The organism is Pseudomonas sp. NFACC43, assembly GCF_900119645.1.
In the GTDB taxonomy this organism is placed as follows: Bacteria; Pseudomonadota; Gammaproteobacteria; order Pseudomonadales; family Pseudomonadaceae; genus Aquipseudomonas.
Genome location: NZ_FPKK01000002.1, coordinates 476,306 through 496,990, shown reverse-complemented (window position 1 = coordinate 496,990; position 20,685 = coordinate 476,306). Strand labels below are relative to the sequence as shown.

The 20,685-nt window shown below is 63.4% G+C and carries 17 protein-coding genes; 9 read left to right on the top strand and 8 right to left on the bottom strand.

The genetic code is table 11. From position 1 onward, the window contains the following. Nucleotides 1-997: 997 nt before the first annotated feature. The 6 genes from BT179_RS06190 to BT179_RS06165 form a co-directional block, all read right to left on the bottom strand. Nucleotides 998-1,459, bottom strand: a complete 462-nt coding sequence (locus BT179_RS06190; protein ID WP_072390167.1) for a chemotaxis protein CheW — start codon at nucleotides 1,457-1,459, stop codon at nucleotides 998-1,000. After that, the gene (locus BT179_RS06185) at nucleotides 1,452-7,355 is read right to left on the bottom strand and encodes an Hpt domain-containing protein (protein WP_072430889.1); all 5,904 of its coding nucleotides are present in this window, start codon (nucleotides 7,353-7,355) and stop codon (nucleotides 1,452-1,454) included. The genes BT179_RS06190 and BT179_RS06185 overlap by 8 nt, the downstream gene beginning before the upstream one ends. A 208-nt stretch (nucleotides 7,356-7,563) precedes the next feature. Beyond that, nucleotides 7,564-9,624, bottom strand: a complete 2,061-nt coding sequence (locus BT179_RS06180) for a methyl-accepting chemotaxis protein (protein ID WP_072390173.1) — start codon at nucleotides 9,622-9,624, stop codon at nucleotides 7,564-7,566. 151 nt (nucleotides 9,625-9,775) lie between these two features. Beyond that, entirely contained in the window at nucleotides 9,776-10,315 is a 540-nt protein-coding gene (locus BT179_RS06175; protein ID WP_072390176.1) for a chemotaxis protein CheW, read from the bottom strand. Between the two features lie 10 nt (nucleotides 10,316-10,325). Further along, nucleotides 10,326-10,691, bottom strand: coding sequence for a twitching motility response regulator PilH (gene pilH / locus BT179_RS06170; RefSeq protein WP_072390179.1), 366 nt, complete (start codon nucleotides 10,689-10,691; stop codon nucleotides 10,326-10,328). Between the two features lie 48 nt (nucleotides 10,692-10,739). Then, nucleotides 10,740-11,168 carry a response regulator gene (locus BT179_RS06165; RefSeq protein WP_003206467.1) on the bottom strand — a complete coding sequence of 143 codons (429 nt, stop codon included), beginning with the start codon at nucleotides 11,166-11,168 and terminating at the stop codon, nucleotides 10,740-10,742. A gap of 225 nt (nucleotides 11,169-11,393) precedes the next feature. Between BT179_RS06165 and gshB the strand changes: the two genes are divergently transcribed. The 7 genes from gshB to BT179_RS06130 all read left to right on the top strand — a co-directional run bounded on the left by gshB (nucleotide 11,394) and on the right by BT179_RS06130 (nucleotide 17,326). After that, nucleotides 11,394-12,347 carry a glutathione synthase gene (gshB, locus tag BT179_RS06160; RefSeq protein ID WP_072430890.1) on the top strand — a complete coding sequence of 318 codons (954 nt, stop codon included), beginning with the start codon at nucleotides 11,394-11,396 and terminating at the stop codon, nucleotides 12,345-12,347. A gap of 76 nt (nucleotides 12,348-12,423) precedes the next feature. Further along, entirely contained in the window at nucleotides 12,424-13,320 is an 897-nt protein-coding gene (locus BT179_RS06155) for an energy transducer TonB (protein ID WP_072430891.1), read from the top strand. 111 nt (nucleotides 13,321-13,431) lie between these two features. Continuing rightward, on the top strand, nucleotides 13,432-14,001 hold the full coding sequence (locus BT179_RS06150) for a YqgE/AlgH family protein (RefSeq protein ID WP_072390189.1): 570 nt from the start codon (nucleotides 13,432-13,434) through the stop codon (nucleotides 13,999-14,001). Beyond that, nucleotides 14,001-14,438 carry a Holliday junction resolvase RuvX gene (gene ruvX, locus BT179_RS06145; protein ID WP_072390193.1) on the top strand — a complete coding sequence of 146 codons (438 nt, stop codon included), beginning with the start codon at nucleotides 14,001-14,003 and terminating at the stop codon, nucleotides 14,436-14,438. The genes BT179_RS06150 and ruvX overlap by 1 nt, the downstream gene beginning before the upstream one ends. Nucleotides 14,439-14,521: 83 nt before the next feature. Next, entirely contained in the window at nucleotides 14,522-15,028 is a 507-nt protein-coding gene (gene pyrR / locus BT179_RS06140; RefSeq protein ID WP_072390196.1) for a bifunctional pyr operon transcriptional regulator/uracil phosphoribosyltransferase PyrR, read from the top strand. A 25-nt stretch (nucleotides 15,029-15,053) separates the two neighbouring features. Continuing rightward, a complete protein-coding gene (locus BT179_RS06135) occupies nucleotides 15,054-16,058 on the top strand; it encodes an aspartate carbamoyltransferase catalytic subunit (RefSeq protein WP_072390200.1) in 1,005 nt (334 codons plus the stop codon). Then, entirely contained in the window at nucleotides 16,055-17,326 is a 1,272-nt protein-coding gene (locus BT179_RS06130) for a dihydroorotase (protein ID WP_072430892.1), read from the top strand. Before BT179_RS06135 ends, BT179_RS06130 begins: the two co-directional genes overlap by 4 nt. 124 nt (nucleotides 17,327-17,450) lie before the next feature. On the opposite strand, the gene BT179_RS06125 is transcribed toward BT179_RS06130, so the two are convergent. Beyond that, on the bottom strand, nucleotides 17,451-17,879 hold the full coding sequence (locus BT179_RS06125; protein WP_072430893.1) for an NINE protein: 429 nt from the start codon (nucleotides 17,877-17,879) through the stop codon (nucleotides 17,451-17,453). A 248-nt stretch (nucleotides 17,880-18,127) separates the two neighbouring features. Between BT179_RS06125 and BT179_RS06120 the strand changes: the two genes are divergently transcribed. Beyond that, nucleotides 18,128-18,739 carry a C40 family peptidase gene (locus BT179_RS06120; RefSeq protein WP_072430894.1) on the top strand — a complete coding sequence of 204 codons (612 nt, stop codon included), beginning with the start codon at nucleotides 18,128-18,130 and terminating at the stop codon, nucleotides 18,737-18,739. A 142-nt stretch (nucleotides 18,740-18,881) separates the two neighbouring features. Here the strand turns inward: BT179_RS06120 and BT179_RS06115 are convergent, their stop codons facing one another. Next, complete coding sequence (locus BT179_RS06115) at nucleotides 18,882-19,916, bottom strand: type IV pilus twitching motility protein PilT (protein ID WP_072390212.1); 1,035 nt, start codon at nucleotides 19,914-19,916, stop codon at nucleotides 18,882-18,884. A 56-nt stretch (nucleotides 19,917-19,972) separates the two neighbouring features. On the opposite strand from BT179_RS06115, the gene BT179_RS06110 reads away from it, so the two are divergent. After that, nucleotides 19,973-20,659 (top strand): YggS family pyridoxal phosphate-dependent enzyme, encoded by a 687-nt coding sequence (locus BT179_RS06110; RefSeq protein WP_072430895.1) that lies wholly within the window; start codon nucleotides 19,973-19,975, stop codon nucleotides 20,657-20,659. Nucleotides 20,660-20,685 lie beyond the last annotated feature (26 nt).

Sequence of the window (20,685 nt, the reverse complement as noted above, 5' to 3'; positions counted from 1 at the left end):
GGCTCGCGATGGCGGTGGATCAGTCAACAGTGATCTGGCTGACACTGCGCTATCGCGAGCAAGCTCGCTCCCACATTGGCATGCGCCAGATCCAATTTTGTGGCGAGGGGATTTATCCCCGTTGGGACGCGAAGCGGCCCTGAAGGCGGATCAACGCAAGACCGCTGATCGGTTAGCTGCTTCGACCTGTCAATGTTGACAGTAGCCAATCCACCCGTTACAGCGCTGAATAAGTTGCACCGCGATCTTCAATGACCGGTTTCTGAACAAGGTCAAAAGCGCTGTAACTGGAGAGAAAACATGAACGACGATTGGACCGATTTTGAGGATGGAGAAAGGAACGGGTGGGAAAACGATGTAGGTTCTTTGGATGGAATACTTAAAACGGAAGAAGGGCCGAATACGTTCTGGTCTGGCAAGCTGGAATGGAGACCCCCATACATATTTCAGCCATCTCTCGCCAAGATGTTTACCCTTTTGGAGAGCAAGAGAGAGGGTTCCTTTTCACATCCTTCAAATACCGCGTCCACCCACCGGAACCGGGGGAAGCAAGAGAAACCGCAATCGTTGTTACAGCGAATGTATCGCTGGGCTATGCCGCTTTTCCTATAGACGGAAGAACTCAAACCGGTAAGTGGCTGGACAGTAGTCCCATCGGAGTTCGCTACTCCGGTAGCAGAGCCCATGTCTTGATCGGTACGGATTTCGGAGACGGTTTGTCCCGCAAGGTAGACATCGACGAGATTAAAGTAGAGAGAGTTCCCGATAAGTAAATAGAAACGCTTGGACCACAGTCACTTCCTGGGACAACTATGCGGCCCATCGGGAGCGAGCCTGCTCGCGATGGCGGCGTGTCAGGCAACATCAATGCTGACTGTTCTGCCGCCATCGCGAGCAAGCTCGCTCCTACAATTGGATAACGGGAGCAAGCTCCCTTTGCCACAGGATGCCGGTGGTCCGATCTAACAGCGGATGACTACTTCATGGTTTAGCGGATTCAGGCTTTCACCAATCCCGCAGCCACCACCAACTCCTCCAACGCCAACAAATCCGGCACCTTCGCCACATGTTCGCCCACTTGCACCGCCGCCTGCTCCAAACCGCACAGCGGCACGTCGACATAGCTCAGCTGGCTGTCGAGCTTGTAGGAGCGCGGGATGCCCTGCACCAACAGCGCAATGAACCTCAACTCCGGCCGTCCGCCCAGGGCGTTGAGGACGACGATGCGCGCGCGCTCGCCGATCACGGTTTTCTGGCCGCAGGCCGATTCGAAGCTCAGTAGCGGGATCTGCCGTTCGCGCCAGCTCACCCAGCCCAGGAACCACGGCGGGGTATCCATATCGAAGGCGCTGCTCTGGTAGTCGATCAGCTCGGCCACGGCCACGTTGGGCAGGATCAGGTGACGGTCGGCCAGGGGCAGCAGCAACCCGGTGAGGTAGCGGGTCAGGTGCTCATGCATGGGTTTTGCTCCAATGCGCGATGCTGTCCAGCAGGACCGACTCCTGGTACGGCTTGCCCAGGTAATCGTTGACGCCGAGGGCCATGGCGCGATCGCGGTGTTTCTGGCCGGTGCGGGAAGTGATCATGATGATGGGCAGGTGTGCCAGGCGAGGGTCGTTGCGCACCTGGGCAGCGACTTCAAAGCCGTCCATGCGTGGCATCTCGATGTCCAGCAGCATCAGGTCCGGCGAATGCTCGGCCAACAGCGCCATGGCATCCACCCCGTCCTTGGCGGTCAGGACGTGCATGCCATGGCGCTCCAGCAGGCGGCTGGTGACCTTGCGGACCGTCACCGAGTCGTCCACCACCAGCACCAGTAACGGCCGCTGATGCTCGCCCTCGGCTTCAGATACCGGGCGACGCGCCACCTGATGGGACAAGGCGCGGATCGGCGCCAGCAGGTCCAGGATCAGCACAACGCGGCCGTCCCCCAGGATCGTCGCCCCGGACAATCCCTGCACCGCCGAGAACTGCGGGCCGAGGCTCTTGACCACGATTTCCCGGGTGCCGAGGGTGGCGTCCACCTGCACCGCCACATGCCGCTCGTTGCATTGCATCAACAGCAGGGGCAAGGGTTGGCTCTGCCCCAGTAATTTCGGCCTGGGACCGGTCTTCAACAGTTCGCCCAGGTAACACAGTTCATGTCGCTGGCCGGCGTAGGTGTACACCGGCGGGTCGAGTTGATAATAGGCATCCAGCTCGGCCGGCAGCACCCGAACGATGCTTTCGATGGTGTTCAACGGGATCGCGTACTGGTCTTCGTGACACTGCACCATCAGCGCCCGGTTGACCGCCACGGTAAAGGGCAGGCGGATGCGGAAATGCACGCCCTGCCCCGGCGTGGAGTCGATGACCATGCTGCCACCCAGTTGCCGGACTTCTTCGTGGACCACGTCCATGCCGACGCCGCGCCCGGAGATCTGGGTGATTTTTTCCGCCGTGGAGAACCCCGGCTGGAGAATGAACTGTAAGACATCCCGGTCGCTGATGTCGCTGTCCGGCGCCAGCAGTCCACGCTTGATCGCCTTGCGCCGCACCGCTTCCAGGGGCACGCCGGCACCGTCGTCGCGGATGTCGAATATGATGTCGCCACCCTCGCGGGACAGGTCGAGGCTGATGCGTCCCCGCGCCGGCTTGCCCGCGGCGATGCGCACATCGGCGGGTTCCAGCCCGTGGTCGACGGCGTTGCGCAGCATATGCTCCAGCGGCGCAGCCATGCGTTCCAGCACATTGCGATCCATCTCGCCTTCGGCGTTATCGACCACGAACTCCACGTCCTTGCCCAGCTCCTGGGCCACTTGCCGGACGATGCGCTTGAGGCGCGGCAGCATGCGCTCGAACGGCACCATGCGCGTGCGCATCAGACCTTCCTGGAGCCGGGTGTTGATCCGTCCCTGCTGCTGCAGCAGGTTCTCGGCGTCGTGATTGCTGCGGTCGAGGGTTTCCTTGAGGTCGAGCAAGTCCGAGGTGGATTCGAACAGCGCCCGGGACAGCTGCTGCAGCTGGGAGTGACGGTCCATTTCCAACGGATCGAACTCCTCGTAGCCCAGCCGCTCGGCTTCCACCTGCTGGCGGCTGAGAATTCGCCCCTGGGTTTCGGTGTCGAGTCGCCGCAGTTGGTCGCGCATGCGCTCCAGGGTGGTTTCCATCTCGCCCAGGGCCACGCGGGCGTCATTGACTTGCTGTTCGATACGGCCACGGAAGATCGACGCCTCCCCCGCCAGGTTCACCAGGTCATCCAGCAGCTCGGCGGAGACCTTGACCATGTCCGCACCTTCGCCCGATGCAGCCGGCTCAGGCTTGGCTGGCACCGGGACCGGGGCAGGAACCGGCGCGACGGTGGCTTCGGGCGCGGGGCTTTCCTGGGGCTGGTTGACCGCCTGGATCTGTGCGATCAGCCGGTCCGCCGGCGGGCAGGGCTGGCCGGCACGCACCGCGTCGAGCATGTGCGCCAGCCGGTCATGGCTGCTTTGCAGCAGTGTGAACAGCGTCGGGGTCGGTTGCAGCAGGCCCGCCGAGAGGCCTTCATAGAGATTTTCCAGCTCGTGCGCCAGATCGCCAATAGGACCGATTTCCACCATCCGCGCCCCACCCTTGAGGGTATGCAGGTCGCGCAGCAGGGTTTCCACGGCCTGGCGGTTCGACGGCTCGGCCTGCCAGCGCAGCAACGCCGCGCCGGAGCTGTCGAGGATATCGAAGCCCTCCTCGAGGAAGATCTCCAGCAATTCGGGATCATGAGGGGCGCCGTCGCCCTGGATCGCTGCGCCCGACTCGATGGCGTTCGGCTTGTCCTGGCGGAACCTGCGGATGGCATCGATCAACGAAACGGGGTCGCCCAGCGCCTGGCCCTGCTGCAATTGCCCGAGCAGCAACTCGAGGCGCTCATGGCTGCTGTTGAGCAGTTGCGCCAGCTCTTCACTGTAGCTGTAGCGGCGGTCCACCAACCCTTCGTAAAGGTTTTCCAGCTCCTGGGCCAGGTCGCTCACCGGCCGGACATCGGCCATCCGGGCGCCGCCCTTGAGGGTGTGCAGGTCCCGTTGCAGCGAGGACAGTGGCGCGCCGTTGTCCGGGTCGGACAGCCAGCGTTGCAGGGCCTGGGCGGCACTTTCCAGGATGTCCTGGGCCTCTTCGAGGAAGATCGAGGTGATGTCGTCGTCCATGGCCGCGTCATCGCGCTCCAGGGCGGCCGTCGCATCGCCCAGTTCGCGGATGCTCAGGGTCCGGCTGCCATCGCTGCGGATCAGGCCCGTGGCCGACGGGTCGAGGCCGGCTTCGAGCAAGCGACGCAGGGCCTGCACCCGCTCGGGTTGCGGGTGGACGTGCTGCCCGGCGGCCAACTCGTCGAGCATGTCGATCAATGCCTCATGAGCCCGTTGAGCTTCCTGGAAAAACTCATCGCTGACCGCCAGGCTGCTTTCCTCCACTGCCCCGTAGAGGTCGAGCAAGGCTTCGCACAGCTCATCCATCGAATGCAGCTCAGCCAGGTGCGCACCTTCACCAAGGGTGGTCAACTCATCCAGCAGCGCGCTCAGTTCCTGGCCTTGGCCGGGGTGTTCCTGCCAACGCTGCAACAGGCTCTCGGCATCCAGCAGGATGTCCATGCCCTGGGCGAGGAAATCGTTGATCAGTTGCGGATCCCGCTTGGGCCGCAGGCCTTTGTCCGGTGCGTCGAGGGCCGCTTGCAGGCGCTCGGCCAACAGGGCCTGGGTGCGCTGGATCAGGTCCTCGGCGCCGGGTATCGGCGCCAGCGGGTCGCTCTGCAACTGGCGCAGCCCCACGCGCAGCAGCCCCTCGGCCTCCAGCAGGCATTCCACCTCATCCAGGTCGAGGGCAATCAGGTGCGCCCGATATTCCCGGGCGAGCTGGTCCATCGCCCCGGCCAGTTCGGCGATGGGCAACACGCCAGCCATGAACGCACTGCCCTTGAGGGTGTGCAGGGCCCGCTGCAATTCGTCGCCGGCCTGCAACGGCAAATGCTCGGCGGCCTGGTCGAGGAAACGCTGCAGGCTGGCGAGATGGCCTTGGGCTTCGTTGTCGAAGATTTTCAGCAGCAAAGGGTCGAGGGCGGTCACGTCCCGCTCGTCTTCATCCTCTTCGTCGCTGCCCCTGGCAAGGGCATGGGCGCGGGCAGCCAGACGGTCGACATCGTCGCGCTGGCGCTGGCGATGGGCGGCGAATTCGGCCACCAGGGCGGGAAGCAGTCGCACCGTGTCGTCGATCAACTGCTGCACCGATGCTCCCGGTTCGACGCTGCGCTCCAGAACGCGATTGAGCAGGTTTTCCACCGCCCAGGCCAACTCCCCCAGCACCAGCGCCCGCACCATGCGACCACTGCCCTTGAGGGTATGGAAGGCCCGGCGCAGTTCGCCCAGGGCGCCATGATCGTCGGGACGGGCCGTCCAGCGGGGCAGATATTCGCGCAGCACATCCAGCACTTCCTCGGCTTCTTCAAGGAAGACTTCGCGCAATTCGTCGTCCACCGGATGTTCGTCCATCGGCGGTGGCAGCAGGCTGCCCGGCGTACTGCGTGCCGGGGGATTGACCGCCGAGACCGGGCTGGCCAGCACTTCGGCCAGGGACTGCACGGTCTGCGGGTCATCCAGCTCCTGCAAGTCCTGCATGAGCTGCGCCTCGTTGGGGCTCAGCACATCGTCAAGCAATGGCACCCGCGCTTCGTCGGGGAAATAACCGAGGGCCGCCAGGCTTCGCTCCACCTCATCGAGCAGCGACTCACCGGGGTTCTGCGGGTCCTCGCTCAAGCGCTCCAGATAATATTCGAGGCCACTGATCACATCCGCCAGATGGTCGAGTTCCTCCCAGCCCGGCTGGGCCCGTTCCAGCAGCAGATGGTCGCGGATAAAGCCATTGCAGGCCTCCACCAGGCCGGCGGCGCGCCCCAGGGGGATCATGGCCAGCGCGCCGCGCACCTGGGTCAGCAAGGCGGGCAAGGCCTGCAGTTGCTCGCTGTTCCAGTCGGCCTCGATGTAGTCGACGATCATGTCCTTGGCCTGTTGCAGGCAGGTGTGGGCTTCCTTGATGACGATCTGGTGGATCTGGGTCAGGTCGGTGGTGGGCAGGTGGTTGTCTTCCGGACTCTCGGGCTCGACGGTGCCGACCATGCCGGCCAGGGTGGCTTCGACATAGAGCAAGGCACCGGCCACATCCATGAGGGTCGCGTCGTCCGGCTCGCGCTGCCCCTGGGCGAGGCTCAGCACCACCGCCAGTTGATCGATGATGACCTTGCGCGGCTGACCGAAACCCAGCACCGCCAGGGTGTCGGCGATCTGTCGCAGGGGGGCCAGCAGGCTGTCCAGCTCCGAGGCGTGCTGGCGATCGCTGCGTACGAACAGGTCGAGCCGCTCCTTGACCCGCACCAGCTCTTCGCAAAGCGCGGTGAGCACCGAGCGCATGGCATCGCGGTCGGGCCCGGCCAGGCGCGCGCGTTCTTCGTCGACCATGGCGCTGTCAGGTAGCGCGTCGTCCAGTGAGTAGCGTTCTTTCATGATCTGCATCTGCCCGCTGGGATGTTCGGCCTTGGCAATATAGAACAACAAGCTCTTGAGCAAATGAGGCGGTGCCGGTTGATTGATCCCCGGCATGCCCTGTTCCAGCAGACGCTTGAGCTCCTTGTCGGCTTCCTTGAACAGGCTGCGCAGGGCCGGGCTGTTGGCGATGCGTCCATCGCGCATGCCTTCGACCAGCGCCGACGCCACCTGCCACAACGCATTGAGCGGCGCCCCGGCGCACAGCCCTTCGAGGCGGTGGAAGACTTTGGTCAGGTAACCCAGGTACGTGGCGTCGTCCTGTTCGCGCAACAGCCCCACCAGGGCCATTTGCAGGGTCTGGCGCAACTTGCGCAGGGTGTTGGGCAACTCCGGCGGTTCGAGCCGCTTCAGGGCCGCTTCGCTGAGCGGGGCGATCTCTGGCAGTTCCGGGCTGAACAGGCTGGTTTCCGACAGCAGGCCCTCGCCCCGGGCGCTGCGCAGATCGTTGATCAGCGGCAGCACCACCAGCGGCAAGTCCCGGCGCGCGCCCTGGACACGGTCCAGGTACATCGGCAGTTGTCCCAGGGCCTGGCTCAGCAGGCTGATGGCCTCGTCACGATGGGCGATGAGGTTGTCCCGCAAGGCGGCGCACAGCTGCTCCATTTCTTCGGCCAGCAACGCCGCGCCGTAGAACTCGACCATCTGCAGGCCGCCGTGGACCTGATGAATACAAGCCAGGCATTGGCCGAGGGCATCCGACGCCTGCGGATCCTCCACCAGGCGGTTGAGGGCCAGGTGGGCCTGCTTCAGCGTTTCGGCAATCTCGCCCTTGACCCACTCCAGGGCCACATAGTCGTGCCGATCACCCATAACCACTCCAAATCAACCCGTGACAGGCCAAGGGTACAAATCAACCCTGTGGCGAGGGGACTCATCCCCGTTGGGGCGCCAAGCGGCCCCTGACGATACCGATATCAACCTGTGTTTCAGGATGACCTTTTTTGGGGCTGCTGCGCAGCCCAACGGGGATAAATCCCCTCGCCACAGAAGATCTCTGCGGCCAGGAAAGTGCGCTCAGTCACCCCTTGTCCTCCTCAACCACAGGTGCCGCCGGCAAGGTAAACCCCGACACCGAACGGCGCAGCTGGCTGGCCATTTTCGCCAGGTTGCCAATGCTCTCAGCCGTGGCGGTTGAGCCGGATGAAGTCTGCGTGGTGATCTGCTGGATCACGTTCATGGTCAGGGAAATCTGCCCCGCCGAGGTGGTCTGTTGCCGCGCGGCGTTGGAAATGCTCTGGATCAGCGCCGCGAGGGTCTTGGACACCCCTTCGATTTCCTCCAGGGCCACCCCGGCATCCTGGGCCAGGCGGGCACCGCGCACCACTTCGCTGGTGGTCTGCTCCATGGAAATCACCGCCTCGTTGGTGTCGGCCTGGATCGCCCGCACCAGCGTTTCGATCTGTCGGGTCGCCGCCGAGGAACGCTCCGCCAACCGCTGCACCTCATCGGCCACCACCGCGAAACCACGCCCGGCATCACCGGCCATGGACGCCTGGATCGCAGCATTGAGGGCCAGGATGTTGGTCTGGTCGGCGATGTCGTCGATCAGGCTGACAATGTCGCCGATTTCCTGGGAAGACTCGCCCAGGCGCTTGATGCGCTTGGCGGTGTCCTGGATCTGCTCGCGAATGTTGTCCATGCCATGAATGGTGTTGTGCACCACCTCGTTGCCCTTGTTGGCGATTTCCACCGAGCGTTCGGCCACCGCCGACGACTCGGCGGCGTTGGCCGATACCTGGTCGATGGACTGGGCCATTTCATTGATTGAAGTCGAAGCTTCGCTGATTTGCTGGGCCTGGTGCTCGGAAGCCTGGGCCAGGTGCATGGCGGTGGCCTGGGTTTCCTGCACCGCCGCGGCGACCTGGCCGGCGGTGAGGTTGATGGTGGCGACCAGATCGCGCAACTGGTCCACCGAATAATTGATGGAGTCGGCGATGGTGCCGGTGAAATCCTCGGTCACCGAGGCCGTGACGGTCAGGTCGCCATCAGCCAGGTCGGCGATTTCATCCAGCAGACGCATGATCGCGTTCTGGTTGCGCTCGTTCTTTTCCGCGGTTTCGCGCAACTGCCGATTGGTTTCCCGGACCATGACCAGGCCGATCAGGATAATCGAGGCCAACGCCAGCAGGCCCAGCACATAACCGCCGATGGCATGGACCGAGCGGCCTCCGGCCAGGTTCTCGAGAGCCGTGGTCAGGTGCGAGGCTTCGTCGAGCAGAGTCTGCGACAGGTTGAAGATGTTGCCCGCCGACTCCCGAACCTTGAACAGCTCCGGCGAGGTTTCGAGGATTTCGTCCACCGAGCCCGAGACGAATTCGAAAAGCTCGCTGATTTCACTGAGGCGGGCCCGGGCGTCGCGATCCTGGACCTGGGAAATCTTCAAGGCCGCGTCGCCTTGCAGCATGCCGTTGAGCACCTGGCCGAAACGCGCGGCATCGCGGCCGAACGTGTCGGCGGCCTGGCTGGCGTTTTCGTCGCCCGCCAGCACCGTGTTCACCGCACCGAGAATGCGCTCGGCCAACAACGACTGACGCTGGGCCATGGCCACCTGGGACGCTGGCGCGCCGCGCTGCAACAGGATCTCGACGACCTTTTCGTATTCGACCTGCAGTTGCGGCACGGTTTCAGCCAGGGTCGCCGCCACCTGGTGCAGCGACAGCACCGTCTGTTCACTGGACAGGATGGCGTCGGTGTTCTTGAGCAGGCGCTCCCAATCCAGCTGCACGGCGCGCATCTGGGGGCGCAGGGTGGTAGGTGCCGGAGGCAGGCCCGTCACCGGGTCACCTTGCTTGAGATAGCCCCAGCGCTGGGCGAAATCATTGCGTGCATCGCTCAGCAACTTGAACGCCGCAGCCTTGCCGGCGGCGGCCTCGGTGGCGTTCTTGGCGATGCGCTGGGACAGCACCCGCAACTCTCCCGCATGACCGATGTACTGCTTGTCGTAGGTGGACTGGGTGTTGAGGTAGGCGAAATTGGCGAACAGCAGCATGATGAAGACGATCAGCGCGACGAACAGCACGATGATCTGCGAACGACTGCGCGATGCTTCCAGTGGCTTGCCTGTGTTTGCTTTGATCATCGATTTTCGCCTGTGCTACCCAGTCCAACTCACTCACCGTGGTCCCATGTGCAAGCGAGCTTGCTCGCAATAGCCTTGGATCAGTCAGTTCTGGCTGACCCACCGCTATCGCGAGCAAGCTCGCTCCTACAAGGGCCTGCGCTGCATCTCGTCAAATCGCCACATCCATGAAACCCGCCGACCGCGTCAGGGCGAAAGGGCTGAACACCTGCCACTGCCGCTCGCCGCGAAACCGGCCCTTGACGAAGGCCGCCTCCGGGCCGTCGCAGTCGTCCGCCAGCGTCGGCTCCAGGCTGTCCTGGGCGAAATGCTGCAACCCCAGGACTTCATCTACCAGCAACCCGGCGAATATCTCGTCGTGGTCCACCACCAGCACCCTCCGTTGTTTGCGCACCGCCGACAGTTCATGACCGAAAAAGCCGCAGAGGTCCATCAGGGGCAACAACCGCCCGCGCAGGTTGGCCACGCCGCGCACCCAGGGCTTGACCCCGGGCAGGTGCGTGTGGCGCGGCTCATGCAGCACTTCGCTGACCTCTCCCATGGGCGCCACGTACCAGTTCTCTCCCAGGCGAAAACCGATGCCGCTCCAGCTGTGGTGCAGGGTCGGCTGGGACGGCAAGTCCGCCGCCAGGGACCGGCAGCGCCGATCGATCTGCAACAGCAGTTCGAACGCGGTCAGGGATGGGCTCATGGCCGCGTCATCAACCCGCCAGCACGTTATTGAGGGTCTTGATCAGGGTTTCTTCGTCCACCGGCTTGGTCAGGTAATCCTTGGCGCCCTGGCGCGTGCCCCAGACCTTGTCGGTTTCCTGGTCCTTGGTGGTGATGATGATCACCGGGATATGGCCGGTGTCCGGGTCCTTGGTGAGCTGGCGGGTCGCCTGGAAACCATTGAGGCCGGGCATGACGATGTCCATCAGTACCGCGTCGGGTTTTTCCTGGCGGGCCAGGGCCACGCCGTCGGCGCCGTTCTCGGCCTTCAGGACCTGATGACCGTGCTTTTCCAGCATGCCGGTCAGCTTGTACATTTCGGTCGGCGAATCATCGACGATCAGAATTCGTGCCATGGTGTTCCCCATTCTTGTCGACCCCCAGGCCCCGTGGCCGAGCGTCATTTAATGTGCCTGGTGCGGCTGGACAGCGGCAAAGCCCGGGACATGGGCCTGTATCGCGCCCAGCAGTTCTTCCTTGCTGAAAGGCTTGGTCAAAAATTGATCGGAGCCGACAATACGTCCCTTGGCCTTGTCGAACAGGCCGTCGCGGGAAGACAGCATGATCACCGGCGTGGCCTTGAAGGCGCTGTTGTTCTTGATCAAGGCGCAGGTCTGGTAGCCATCCAGGCGCGGCATCATGATGTCGACGAAGATGATGCCTGGATGATGGTCGGCAATCTTGGCCAGGGCATCGAAACCGTCGACAGCCGTGATCACTTCGCAACCCACGTTGCGCAGCAAGGTTTCGGCGGTGCGGCGAATGGTCTTCGAGTCATCGATGACCATGACCTTCAAGGCGCTGGGTTGCTGTTGCGTAAGATGCTCTGCCATTGCCACTGCGAACCGGTTTTTAACGCGTAAATGCGACCGACGGCGCAAGCCCTTGATGTTCAAGGCCCGCGCGCCACATGGCAGCCTTTTTAGCACAGTCTCCAGCGCCGGGCTATCGGCCGCTCGGCGCGATGGTTTTTCCTTGACCGACAATTCGCCGGGCGCCACTCTGACGCCACTTTTTCACGGCATTCATGCCCATCAGTTTTTTCGAGGAACCAAGCCATGAGCGTACGCGTCGGCATTGTCATGGACCCTATCGCCAGCATTTCCTATAAAAAGGATAGCTCGCTGGCCATGTTGCTGGCCGCCCAGAAGCGCGGCTGGGAGCTGTTCTACATGGAACAGCGCGACCTCTACCAGGCCGAAGGCCAGGCGCGGGCGCGGATGAAGCCGCTGAAAGTCTTCGCCGACCCGCAAAAGTGGTTTGAACTGGGCGAGGAAAGCGATGCACTGCTCAGCGACCTGGACGTGATCCTGATGCGCAAGGATCCACCCTTCGACATGGAGTTCGTGTATTCCACCTACCTGCTCGAGCAGGCCGAAAACGCCGGCGTGCTGGTGGTCAACAAGCCCCAGAGCCTGCGCGACTGCAACGAAAAGCTGTTCGCCACGCTGTTCCCGCACTGCACGCCACCGACCATCGTCAGCCGACGCCCGGATGTATTGCGCGAGTTCGCCGATCATCACGGCGACGTGATCCTCAAGCCGCTGGACGGCATGGGCGGCTCCTCGATCTTCCGCCACACCGCCGGCCATCCCAACCTGTCGGTGATCCTGGAAACCCTGACCCTGCACGGCAAGCAGCAGATCATGATCCAGGCTTACCTGCCGGCCATCGTCGATGGCGACAAGCGCATCCTGATGATCGACGGCGAACCGGTGGATTATTGCCTGGCCCGTATTCCCGCAGCCGGCGAAACCCGCGGCAACCTGGCAGCCGGCGGCCGTGGCGAGGCGCGCCCGCTGACCGAGAAGGACCGCTGGATCGCCGCCCAGGTCGGCCCGACGTTGCGCGAAAAAGGCCTGCTGTTCGTAGGACTGGACGTGATCGGCGAGCACCTGACGGAAATCAACGTCACCAGCCCGACCTGCATCCGCGAGATCGACAATGCGTTTGGCACCGACATCGGCGGGATGCTGATGGATGCCATCGATCAGAAGCTCAAGACTCGTTGATCGGGATCTGATGAAGGAAACCGACATTGCGTTATCATGCCCGGCCTGAAAAAAACGCGATGTTGGTTTCCTTGTCATGACCCTCCCGTCCGATCTGCCCCAAGAGCTCGCCCATCGTGGCGTGCGCCCGGCCGATCGCCTCGGTTTTACCCTGTTCCTGGCGGCCCTGATCCACCTGGCCCTGCTGCTGGGTGTCGGCTTTGCCACGGTCGAACCCAAGCAGATCAGCCAGACCCTGGAAATTACCCTGGCCACTTTCAAGAGCGAGACCAAGCCGGCGAAAGCGGACTTCCTCGCCCAGGAAAACCAGCAGGGCAGCGGTACCCTGGAAAAGAAGGCGATTCCCAAGACCACCGAGATCGCCCCCTTCCAGGACAACCAGGTACAGAAAACCACCCCGCCGCCGGCGGCCAAGCCAGAGGTGCAGGAAACAGCGCCCAAGGCGGCCGTGACCACCGTGGCGCCGAAACCGAAGAAGGCCCCGGTCAAGGAAGAGGTCAAGCCCGACCCCAAGCCCAAGACCCCGGTGCCGACCTTCGACAGCGCCCAGTTGTCCAGCGACATCGCCAGCCTGGAAGCCGAACTGGCCCAGGAGCAGCAACTCTATGCCAAGCGCCCGCGTATCCACCGCCTGAGCGCCGCCTCCACCATGCGCGACAAGGGCGCCTGGTACAAAGACGAATGGCGCAAGAAGGTCGAGCGCATCGGCAATCTCAACTACCCTGACGAAGCGCGGCGCAAGCAGATCTACGGCAACCTGCGACTGATGGTCTCGATCAACCGCGACGGTTCCCTGTATGAAGTGCTGGTGCTCGAATCCTCCGGCCAGCCGCTGCTGGACCAGGCCGCCCAGCGGATCGTGCGTCTGGCGGCGCCGTTCGCGCCGTTTACCGGGGACCTGTCGGACATCGACCGGTTGGAAATCATCCGCACCTGGAAATTTGCCCGCGGCGACCGGCTGTCCAGTAACTGATAACCACCCCAATCCCCTTGTGCGAGCAAGCTCGCACCCACAGGGGATTGGTGACAGTCTCAGGCATTTCCCAGCTTGTCAGTTCGGCCCTGCGCCGCCACACTAGCGCCTATGAAAAATGTCAGCCCCACCTACCTCAAGCATCACTTCCTGATCGCCATGCCGCACATGGCCGATCCGAACTTCGCCCATACCTTGACCTACATCGTCGAGCACACGGCCAATGGGGCCATGGGGCTGGTGATCAATCGACCGCAGGAACTGAACCTCGCGGACATTCTCGAACAGCTGCGCCCCGAGGTGGAGCCGCCATTACTGTGCCAGCACGTACCGATTTTCATCGGTGGCCCGGTGCAGACCGATCGTGGTTTCGTGCTCCATCCGTCGGGTCCCAGCTACCAGGCGACCGTGGACCTCAATGGCGTATCGCTGTCGACGTCCCAGGACATCCTGTTCGCCATCGCCGACGGTGTCGGCCCGGAAAAGAGCCTGATTGCCCTCGGCTATGCCGGCTGGGAAGCCGGGCAGCTGGAAGCCGAACTGGCCGACAACGCCTGGCTGACCTGCCCGTTCGATGCCGACATCCTGTTCAATACCAGCAGCGAACTGCGCCTGGAAGCGGCGGCCAGCCGCCTGGGAATCAACCTCAGCCTGCTCACCAGCCAGGCGGGACACGCCTGATGGCCCTGCGCTTGCTGCTGGGCTTCGATTACGGCACCAAACAGATCGGCGTTGCGGTCGGCCAGGTCGTCACCGGCCAGGCCCGCGAACTGTGTACCCTCAAGGCCCAGAACGGCGTTCCGGACTGGAACCAGGTCGAAGCGCTGATCAAGGAGTGGAAACCCGACGCCGTGGTGGTCGGCCTGCCGCTGAACATGGACGGCACTCCCAGCGACATGTGCCTGCGCGCGGAAAAGTTTGCCCGCCGGCTCAATGGCCGCTTCAATCTGCCCTTCTATACCCACGACGAACGCCTGACCACGTTCGAAGCCAAGGGTGAGCGCCTCGGGCGCGGCGGGCAGAAAGGCAGTTACCGTGACAACCCGGTGGACGCCATCGCCGCGGCCCTGCTGCTGCAGGGCTGGCTCGATGCCAACGCCGCCCTGTTCGATACCTGATTTTCCGAAAGCGCCGCCAAGGCGCTTTCTTTTAGCGATGAACCGCGCCACGCACACCGGCCCGGAAACCTGAAGGAGCCAGCATGAGCCTGCCCAATCCTGCCGAACTGATCAGCCAGATGGCGATCCGTCTCACGGCACACCTGGAACAACGCGGCATCAGCGAACCACGCTACATCGGCATTCGCACAGGTGGCGTCTGGGTCGCCCAGGCCTTGCTCGAAGAACTCGGCAGCCAGTCGCCCCTGGGCACCCTGGACGTGTCCTTCTACCGCGATGACTTCAGCCAGAACGGCCTGCATCCGCAAGTGCGCCCTTCGGCCCTGCCCTTCGAGATCGAAGGCCAGCACCTGGTGCTGATCGACGACGTGCTGATGAGTGGCCGGACCATCCGCGCCGCCATGAACGAGCTGTTCGACTATGGTCGCCCGGCCAGCGTGACCCTGGTGTGCCTGCTGGACCTGGACGCCGCCGAGCTGCCGATCCGCCCGAACGTGGTCGGCGCGACACTGGCCCTTGCCGCTCACGAGCGGGTCAAGCTCTCCGGCCCGACCCCGCTGCAGCTCGAACTGCAAGACCTCGCCCTTTAACTGCCCTTGTAAAGAGTCCATTGCGATGACGCCTCTCGAAACCAAGCGCCCGCTGCAGCTCAACGATCAGGGCCAGCTGCGGCACTTCCTGTCCCTCGATGGCCTGCGCCGCGAGCTGTTGACGGAAATCCTCGACACCGCCGACTCATTCCTCGAGGTCGGCGCCCGGGCGGTGAAGAAAGTCCCGTTGCTGCGCGGCAAGACCGTATGCAACGTGTTCTTCGAAAACTCCACCCGCACCCGCACCACCTTCGAACTGGCGGCCCAGCGGCTGTCGGCGGACGTGATCACCCTCAACGTATCTACGTCCTCGGCGAGCAAGGGCGAAACCCTGCTCGATACCCTGCGCAACCTCGAAGCCATGGCCGCGGACATGTTCGTCGTGCGCCATGGCGATTCCGGGGCGGCACATTTCATCGCCGAGCACGTCTGCCCGCAGGTGGCGATCATCAATGGCGGTGATGGCCGCCACGCCCACCCGACCCAGGGCATGCTGGACATGCTGACCATCCGCCGGCACAAGGGCGGCTTCGAGAACCTTTCGGTAGCCATCGTCGGCGACATCCTGCACTCGCGGGTAGCCCGCTCGAACATGCTGGCCCTCAAGACCCTCGGCTGCCCGGACATCCGGGTGATCGCGCCGAAGACCCTGCTGCCCATCGGCATCGAGCAATACGGCGTGAAGGTCTTCACCGACATGGCCGCGGGCCTCAAGGACGTGGACGTGGTGATCATGCTGCGCCTGCAACGCGAGCGCATGACCGGCGGCCTGCTGCCCAGCGAAGGCGAGTTCTACCGCCTGTTCGGCCTGACCACCGCGCGCCTGGCCGGCGCCAGGCCGGACGCCATCGTCATGCACCCGGGGCCGATCAACCGGGGCGTGGAGATCGAATCGGCCGTGGCCGACGGTCCGCATTCGGTAATCCTCAACCAGGTGACCTACGGCATCGCCATCCGCATGGCCGTGCTGTCCATGGCCATGAGCGGGCAAACGGCCCAGCGCCAATTCGACCAGGAGAACGCCCAGTGAAGCTCAGCATTCTCGGCGCACGCGTGATCGATCCGGCCACCGGCCTGGATCAAGTGACCGATATCCATATCGATGCCTGCAAGATCGTCGCCCTGGGCGCCGCTCCGGCCGGCTTCATTCCCGTCCAGACCCTCGAAGCCCAGGGCCTGGTGGCCGCCCCCGGCCTGGTGGACTTGAACGTCGCCCTGCGCGAGCCTGGCTACAGCCGCAAAGGCAACATCGTCAGCGAAACCCAGGCCGCCGCGGCCGGTGGCGTAACCAGCCTGTGCTGCCCACCGCAGACCAGGCCGGTGCTGGACACCTCGGCCGTGGCCGAACTGATCCTCGACCGCGCCCGGGAAGCCGGTAACACCAAGGTCTTTCCCATCGGTGCGTTGAGCAAGGGCCTGGAAGGCGAGCAACTGGCCGAACTCATCGCCCTGCGCGATGCCGGTTGCGTGGCATTCGGCAACGGCCTGAACAATTTCCGTAACACCCGCACCCTGTGCCGGGCCCTGGAATACGCAGCGACGTTCGGCCTGACGGTGATCTTCAATTCCCAGGACCACGACCTCGCCGAAGGCGGCCTGGCCCACGAAGGCCCCACCGCCAGCTTCCTCGGTTTGCCGGGCATCCCGGAAACCGCCGAGACCGTGGCGCTGGCCCGGGACCTGCTGCTGGTGGAACAGAGCGGCGTGCGCGCGCACTTCAGCCAGTTGACCAGCGCCCGTGGCGCGGCGCTGATCGCCCAGGCCCAGGCCCGCGGCCTGCCTGTCACCGCCGACGTGGCGCTGTACCAGTTGATCCTGACCGACGAAGCCCTGATCGACTTCAACAGCGTCTATCACGTCCAGCCGCCGCTGCGCACCCGCGCCGACCGCGATGGGCTGCGCGAAGCAGTGAGGTCCGGCGTCATCTCGGCCATTGCCAGCCATCACCAGCCTCACGAGCGGGATGCCAAGCTGGCGCCATTCGGCGCCACCGAGCCGGGTATCAGCAGCGTCGAATTGCTGTTGCCACTGGCCCTGACACTGGTGGAAGACGGCTTGCTCGACCTGCCGACCCTGCTGGCCCGCCTGAGCACCGGCCCGGCCCAGGCGCTGGAGTTGCCGGCGGGCAAGCTGGCGGTCGGCGCGGCGGCAGACCTGGTGCTGTTCGACCCTGCGGCCTCCACCGTGGCCGGCGAAGCCTGGCGCTCCAAGGGTGACAATTGCCCGTTCCTGGGCCACAGCCTGCCGGGGGTGGTGCGCTATACCCTGATGGACGGGCGGATTACCCACCAGGCCTGAAACCGCGGCGCCCTTATCGCGAGCAGGCTCGCTCCCCACAGGGGGATTTCCGGTGCACACATGATATGTGAACACTTCGATCCATGTGGGAGCGAGCCTGCTCGCGAATGCAGGCGACTCGGTCCTACTGAAAAGCCCCACGCTTCTGCGCGTTACGAATCGACACCTGATCGTTCAATGTCCAGAAGTCATACAGCACGCCCAGGAAAAACCCCCCCCCGGTCAACAGATAGACGATCGCGCTGATCCATTTGCCCTGGTACATCCGGTGCACGCCGAATACGCCGAGGAACGTCAGCAGGATCCACGCCACGCTGTATTCGATCGGTCCCGGGGTGAAACGCAGGTCGGCCTCGCGGTCCATGGATGGAATCAGGAACAGGTCGATCAACCAGCCGATGCCCAGCAGCCCCAGGGTGAAGAACCAGATCGTGCCGGTGACCGGCTTGCCATAGTAGAAACGGTGGGCACCGGTGAATCCGAAGATCCAGAGCAGATACCCGATGAGTTTGCTGTGGGTATCGTGAGTCGCACCCTGCTGATAGCTGTTCATGAATGGCCTCTTTTGCCTCGATAGATAAATTTGTTCGAACCTTTTGTGACTTTTTCGTGTCGAGCCGACAAGCGGTTCCGGACGAATCGTGTCCGGGAAAGCCCCGTAATACGGGGCTTGTGTAGGACAATCCGGACAAAGTGTCGCAATTAGCGGTTTTTTCGCACCCTTTTCAATCGACAAACGGCCTCGGGATCATCAGAAAAGCTGTTATAAAGTTGCGCGCTAACCTTTAAGAGCCCTGCCTAATGCGTCCATTTATCAAGACATGGCTGACCTTTTGCCTATTATTGCCCCTGGCCGCCCACGCCACCAACCGTGAGCAACGTCTTCCCAATATCAATGGCTTCACACCCAAGGCCCATGTTTCTGCTCCATCGAGCAAGAACCGGCAAAAGTCCCAGCGTGTGAGCACCGCCAACAGCAAGCTGGTACCGCCCATGGCGCCCAAGACCAGCAGCAACGTGCTGAGCCGTGCGGTGAACGTGCTCGGCACGCCTTATCGCTGGGGCGGCAGCAGCCCAAGCAAGGGATTCGATTGCAGCGGCCTGGTGAAATACGCCTTCAACGATGCCACGTTCAACCTGCCGCGCACATCCAATGCAATGGCCAGCGGCCACGGCGAGAAAGTCGACCGCAAGGACCTCAAGCCCGGCGACCTGATCTTCTTCAAGCTCAAGAGCCGCCGGGTCAATCACGTGGCGATCTACCTGGGCAACGACCGTTTCATCCATGCTCCGCGGCGTGGCAAGTCAGTGACCATCGACACCCTGAACAAACCTTATTGGAACACCCACTACGTGGTTGCCAAGCGGGTCTTGCCGAAAGAACAGGCTGGGTTGCGAGTGGCTCAGCGCTGATTCAAGCCCCCTCGTGGCGAGGGGGATTCAGCGAAACGTCGTACCGCCCCGCCGGGCTGCGAAGCAGCCCCCGGATGGCGAGCCAGAAATAAGGATGCAAGCCTTTGTTGGGGGCCGCGCCGAACGTCCCTGGCCGATTCCCCTAGAAGTTATCCGGCGTACGCGCCCTCTCCCGCGCATGCTCGCGGCTGATCAGCCCCTTGTTCACCAGATCCTTCAGGCACATGTCCAGCGTCTGCATCCCCAGGGATCCACCGGTCTGGATGGCAGAATACATCTGCGCCACCTTGTCCTCGCGGATCAGGTTACGGATCGCCGACGTGCCCAGCATGATCTCGTGGGCGGCGACGCGGCCCCCACCGATCTTCTTGACCAGCGTCTGGGAGATCACCGCCTGCAGCGACTCCGACAGCATCGAGCGAACCATTGATTTCTCATCCCCGGGAAACACGTCCACCACGCGGTCGATGGTCTTGGCCGCCGAGGTGGTGTGCAGGGTGCCGAACACCAGGTGCCCTGTTTCAGCGGCGGTCAGCGCCAGGCGAATGGTCTCCAGGTCGCGCATCTCCCCCACCAGGATCACGTCCGGGTCTTCCCGCAGGGCCGAGCGCAGGGCCGTGGAAAAACCCTGGGTATCGCGGTGCACCTCACGCTGGTTGATCAGGCACTTGCGCGGCTCGTGGACAAACTCGATGGGGTCTTCGATGGTCAGGATGTGGTGATGCTTGTGGGTATTGAGGTAGTCGATCATGGCCGCCAGGGTGGTGGACTTGCCCGAGCCGGTCGGCCCGGTCACCAGTACCAGCCCTCGGGGCGCCTCGGTCACCTTGCGAAACACATCGCCCATCCCGAGGTCTTCCATGGTCAGGACTTTCGACGGAATGGTCCGGAACACCGCCCCCGCCCCGCGATTCTGGTTGAAAGCGTTGACCCGGAACCGCGCCACACCCGGCACATCGAAGGAAAAATCGGTTTCCAGAAACTTTTCGTAATCTACTCGTTGCCGGTCGTTCATGATGTCGTAGATCAACTCATGAACCTGCTTGTGGTCCAGGGCCGGCAGGTTGATCCTGCGCACGTCGCCGTCGACGCGGATCATCGGCGGCAGCCCGGCGGACAGATGCAGGTCCGACGCCCCCTGTTTGGCGCTGAACGCCAGCAGTTCGGTGATATCCATAGCGCTCCTCAATTCCAGTAGAATGCCGCGAACCTCAGACCCGCTGGCGCTTCTTTATGTCCACGATAGCAGACAACATCGCCCTGGTAGTTTCACGGATCCGCGCTGCGGAGCAGGCCGCCCGACGCCCCGAGCACAGCGTCCAACTGTTGGCGGTGAGCAAGACCAAACCCGCCCAGGCCCTGCGGGAAGCCTATGCCGCGGGCCTGCGGGACTTCGGCGAGAACTATCTCCAGGAAGCGCTGGGCAAACAGGCTGAACTGACCGACCTGTCCTTGATCTGGCACTTCATAGGCCCCATTCAGTCGAACAAGACGCGCGCTATCGCCGAACATTTCGCCTGGGTGCATTCCGTGGATCGCTTGAAAATTGCACAACGCCTGTCCGAGCAACGCCCGTCCGGGTTGCCACCCCTGAACATCTGCATCCAGGTCAACGTCAGCGGCGAAGCCAGCAAGTCCGGCTGCACCCCGGCCGACCTGCCGGCCCTGGCCCACGCCATCGACGCCCTGCCACGCCTCAAGCTGCGCGGGCTGATGGCCATCCCCGAGCCAACCGAGGATCGCGCCGCCCAGGACGCGGCCTTCGCCGCGGTCCAACGCCTTCAAGCGAGCCTGGACCTGCCTCTGGACACCCTGTCCATGGGCATGAGCCATGATCTCGAATCCGCCATTGCCCAGGGCGCAACCTGGGTACGTATCGGCACTGCCCTGTTCGGCGCCCGCGATTATGGCGGTCACTGACCCTAGCCATGCCAACTCCACTCTCT

Coding starts and splice junctions, on each gene's coding strand:
- BT179_RS06190 (WP_072390167.1), bottom strand. CDS start 1,459: ATGCATGAGCACCTGACCCGCTACCTCACCGGGTTGCTGCTGCCCCTG.
- BT179_RS06185 (WP_072430889.1), bottom strand. CDS start 7,355: ATGGGTGATCGGCACGACTATGTGGCCCTGGAGTGGGTCAAGGGCGAG.
- BT179_RS06180 (WP_072390173.1), bottom strand. CDS start 9,624: ATGATCAAAGCAAACACAGGCAAGCCACTGGAAGCATCGCGCAGTCGT.
- BT179_RS06175 (WP_072390176.1), bottom strand. CDS start 10,315: ATGAGCCCATCCCTGACCGCGTTCGAACTGCTGTTGCAGATCGATCGG.
- pilH (WP_072390179.1), bottom strand. CDS start 10,691: ATGGCACGAATTCTGATCGTCGATGATTCGCCGACCGAAATGTACAAG.
- BT179_RS06165 (WP_003206467.1), bottom strand. CDS start 11,168: ATGGCAGAGCATCTTACGCAACAGCAACCCAGCGCCTTGAAGGTCATG.
- gshB (WP_072430890.1), top strand. CDS start 11,394: ATGAGCGTACGCGTCGGCATTGTCATGGACCCTATCGCCAGCATTTCC.
- BT179_RS06155 (WP_072430891.1), top strand. CDS start 12,424: ATGACCCTCCCGTCCGATCTGCCCCAAGAGCTCGCCCATCGTGGCGTG.
- BT179_RS06150 (WP_072390189.1), top strand. CDS start 13,432: ATGAAAAATGTCAGCCCCACCTACCTCAAGCATCACTTCCTGATCGCC.
- ruvX (WP_072390193.1), top strand. CDS start 14,001: ATGGCCCTGCGCTTGCTGCTGGGCTTCGATTACGGCACCAAACAGATC.
- pyrR (WP_072390196.1), top strand. CDS start 14,522: ATGAGCCTGCCCAATCCTGCCGAACTGATCAGCCAGATGGCGATCCGT.
- BT179_RS06135 (WP_072390200.1), top strand. CDS start 15,054: ATGACGCCTCTCGAAACCAAGCGCCCGCTGCAGCTCAACGATCAGGGC.
- BT179_RS06125 (WP_072430893.1), bottom strand. CDS start 17,879: ATGAACAGCTATCAGCAGGGTGCGACTCACGATACCCACAGCAAACTC.
- BT179_RS06120 (WP_072430894.1), top strand. CDS start 18,128: ATGCGTCCATTTATCAAGACATGGCTGACCTTTTGCCTATTATTGCCC.
- BT179_RS06115 (WP_072390212.1), bottom strand. CDS start 19,916: ATGGATATCACCGAACTGCTGGCGTTCAGCGCCAAACAGGGGGCGTCG.
- BT179_RS06110 (WP_072430895.1), top strand. CDS start 19,973: ATGTCCACGATAGCAGACAACATCGCCCTGGTAGTTTCACGGATCCGC.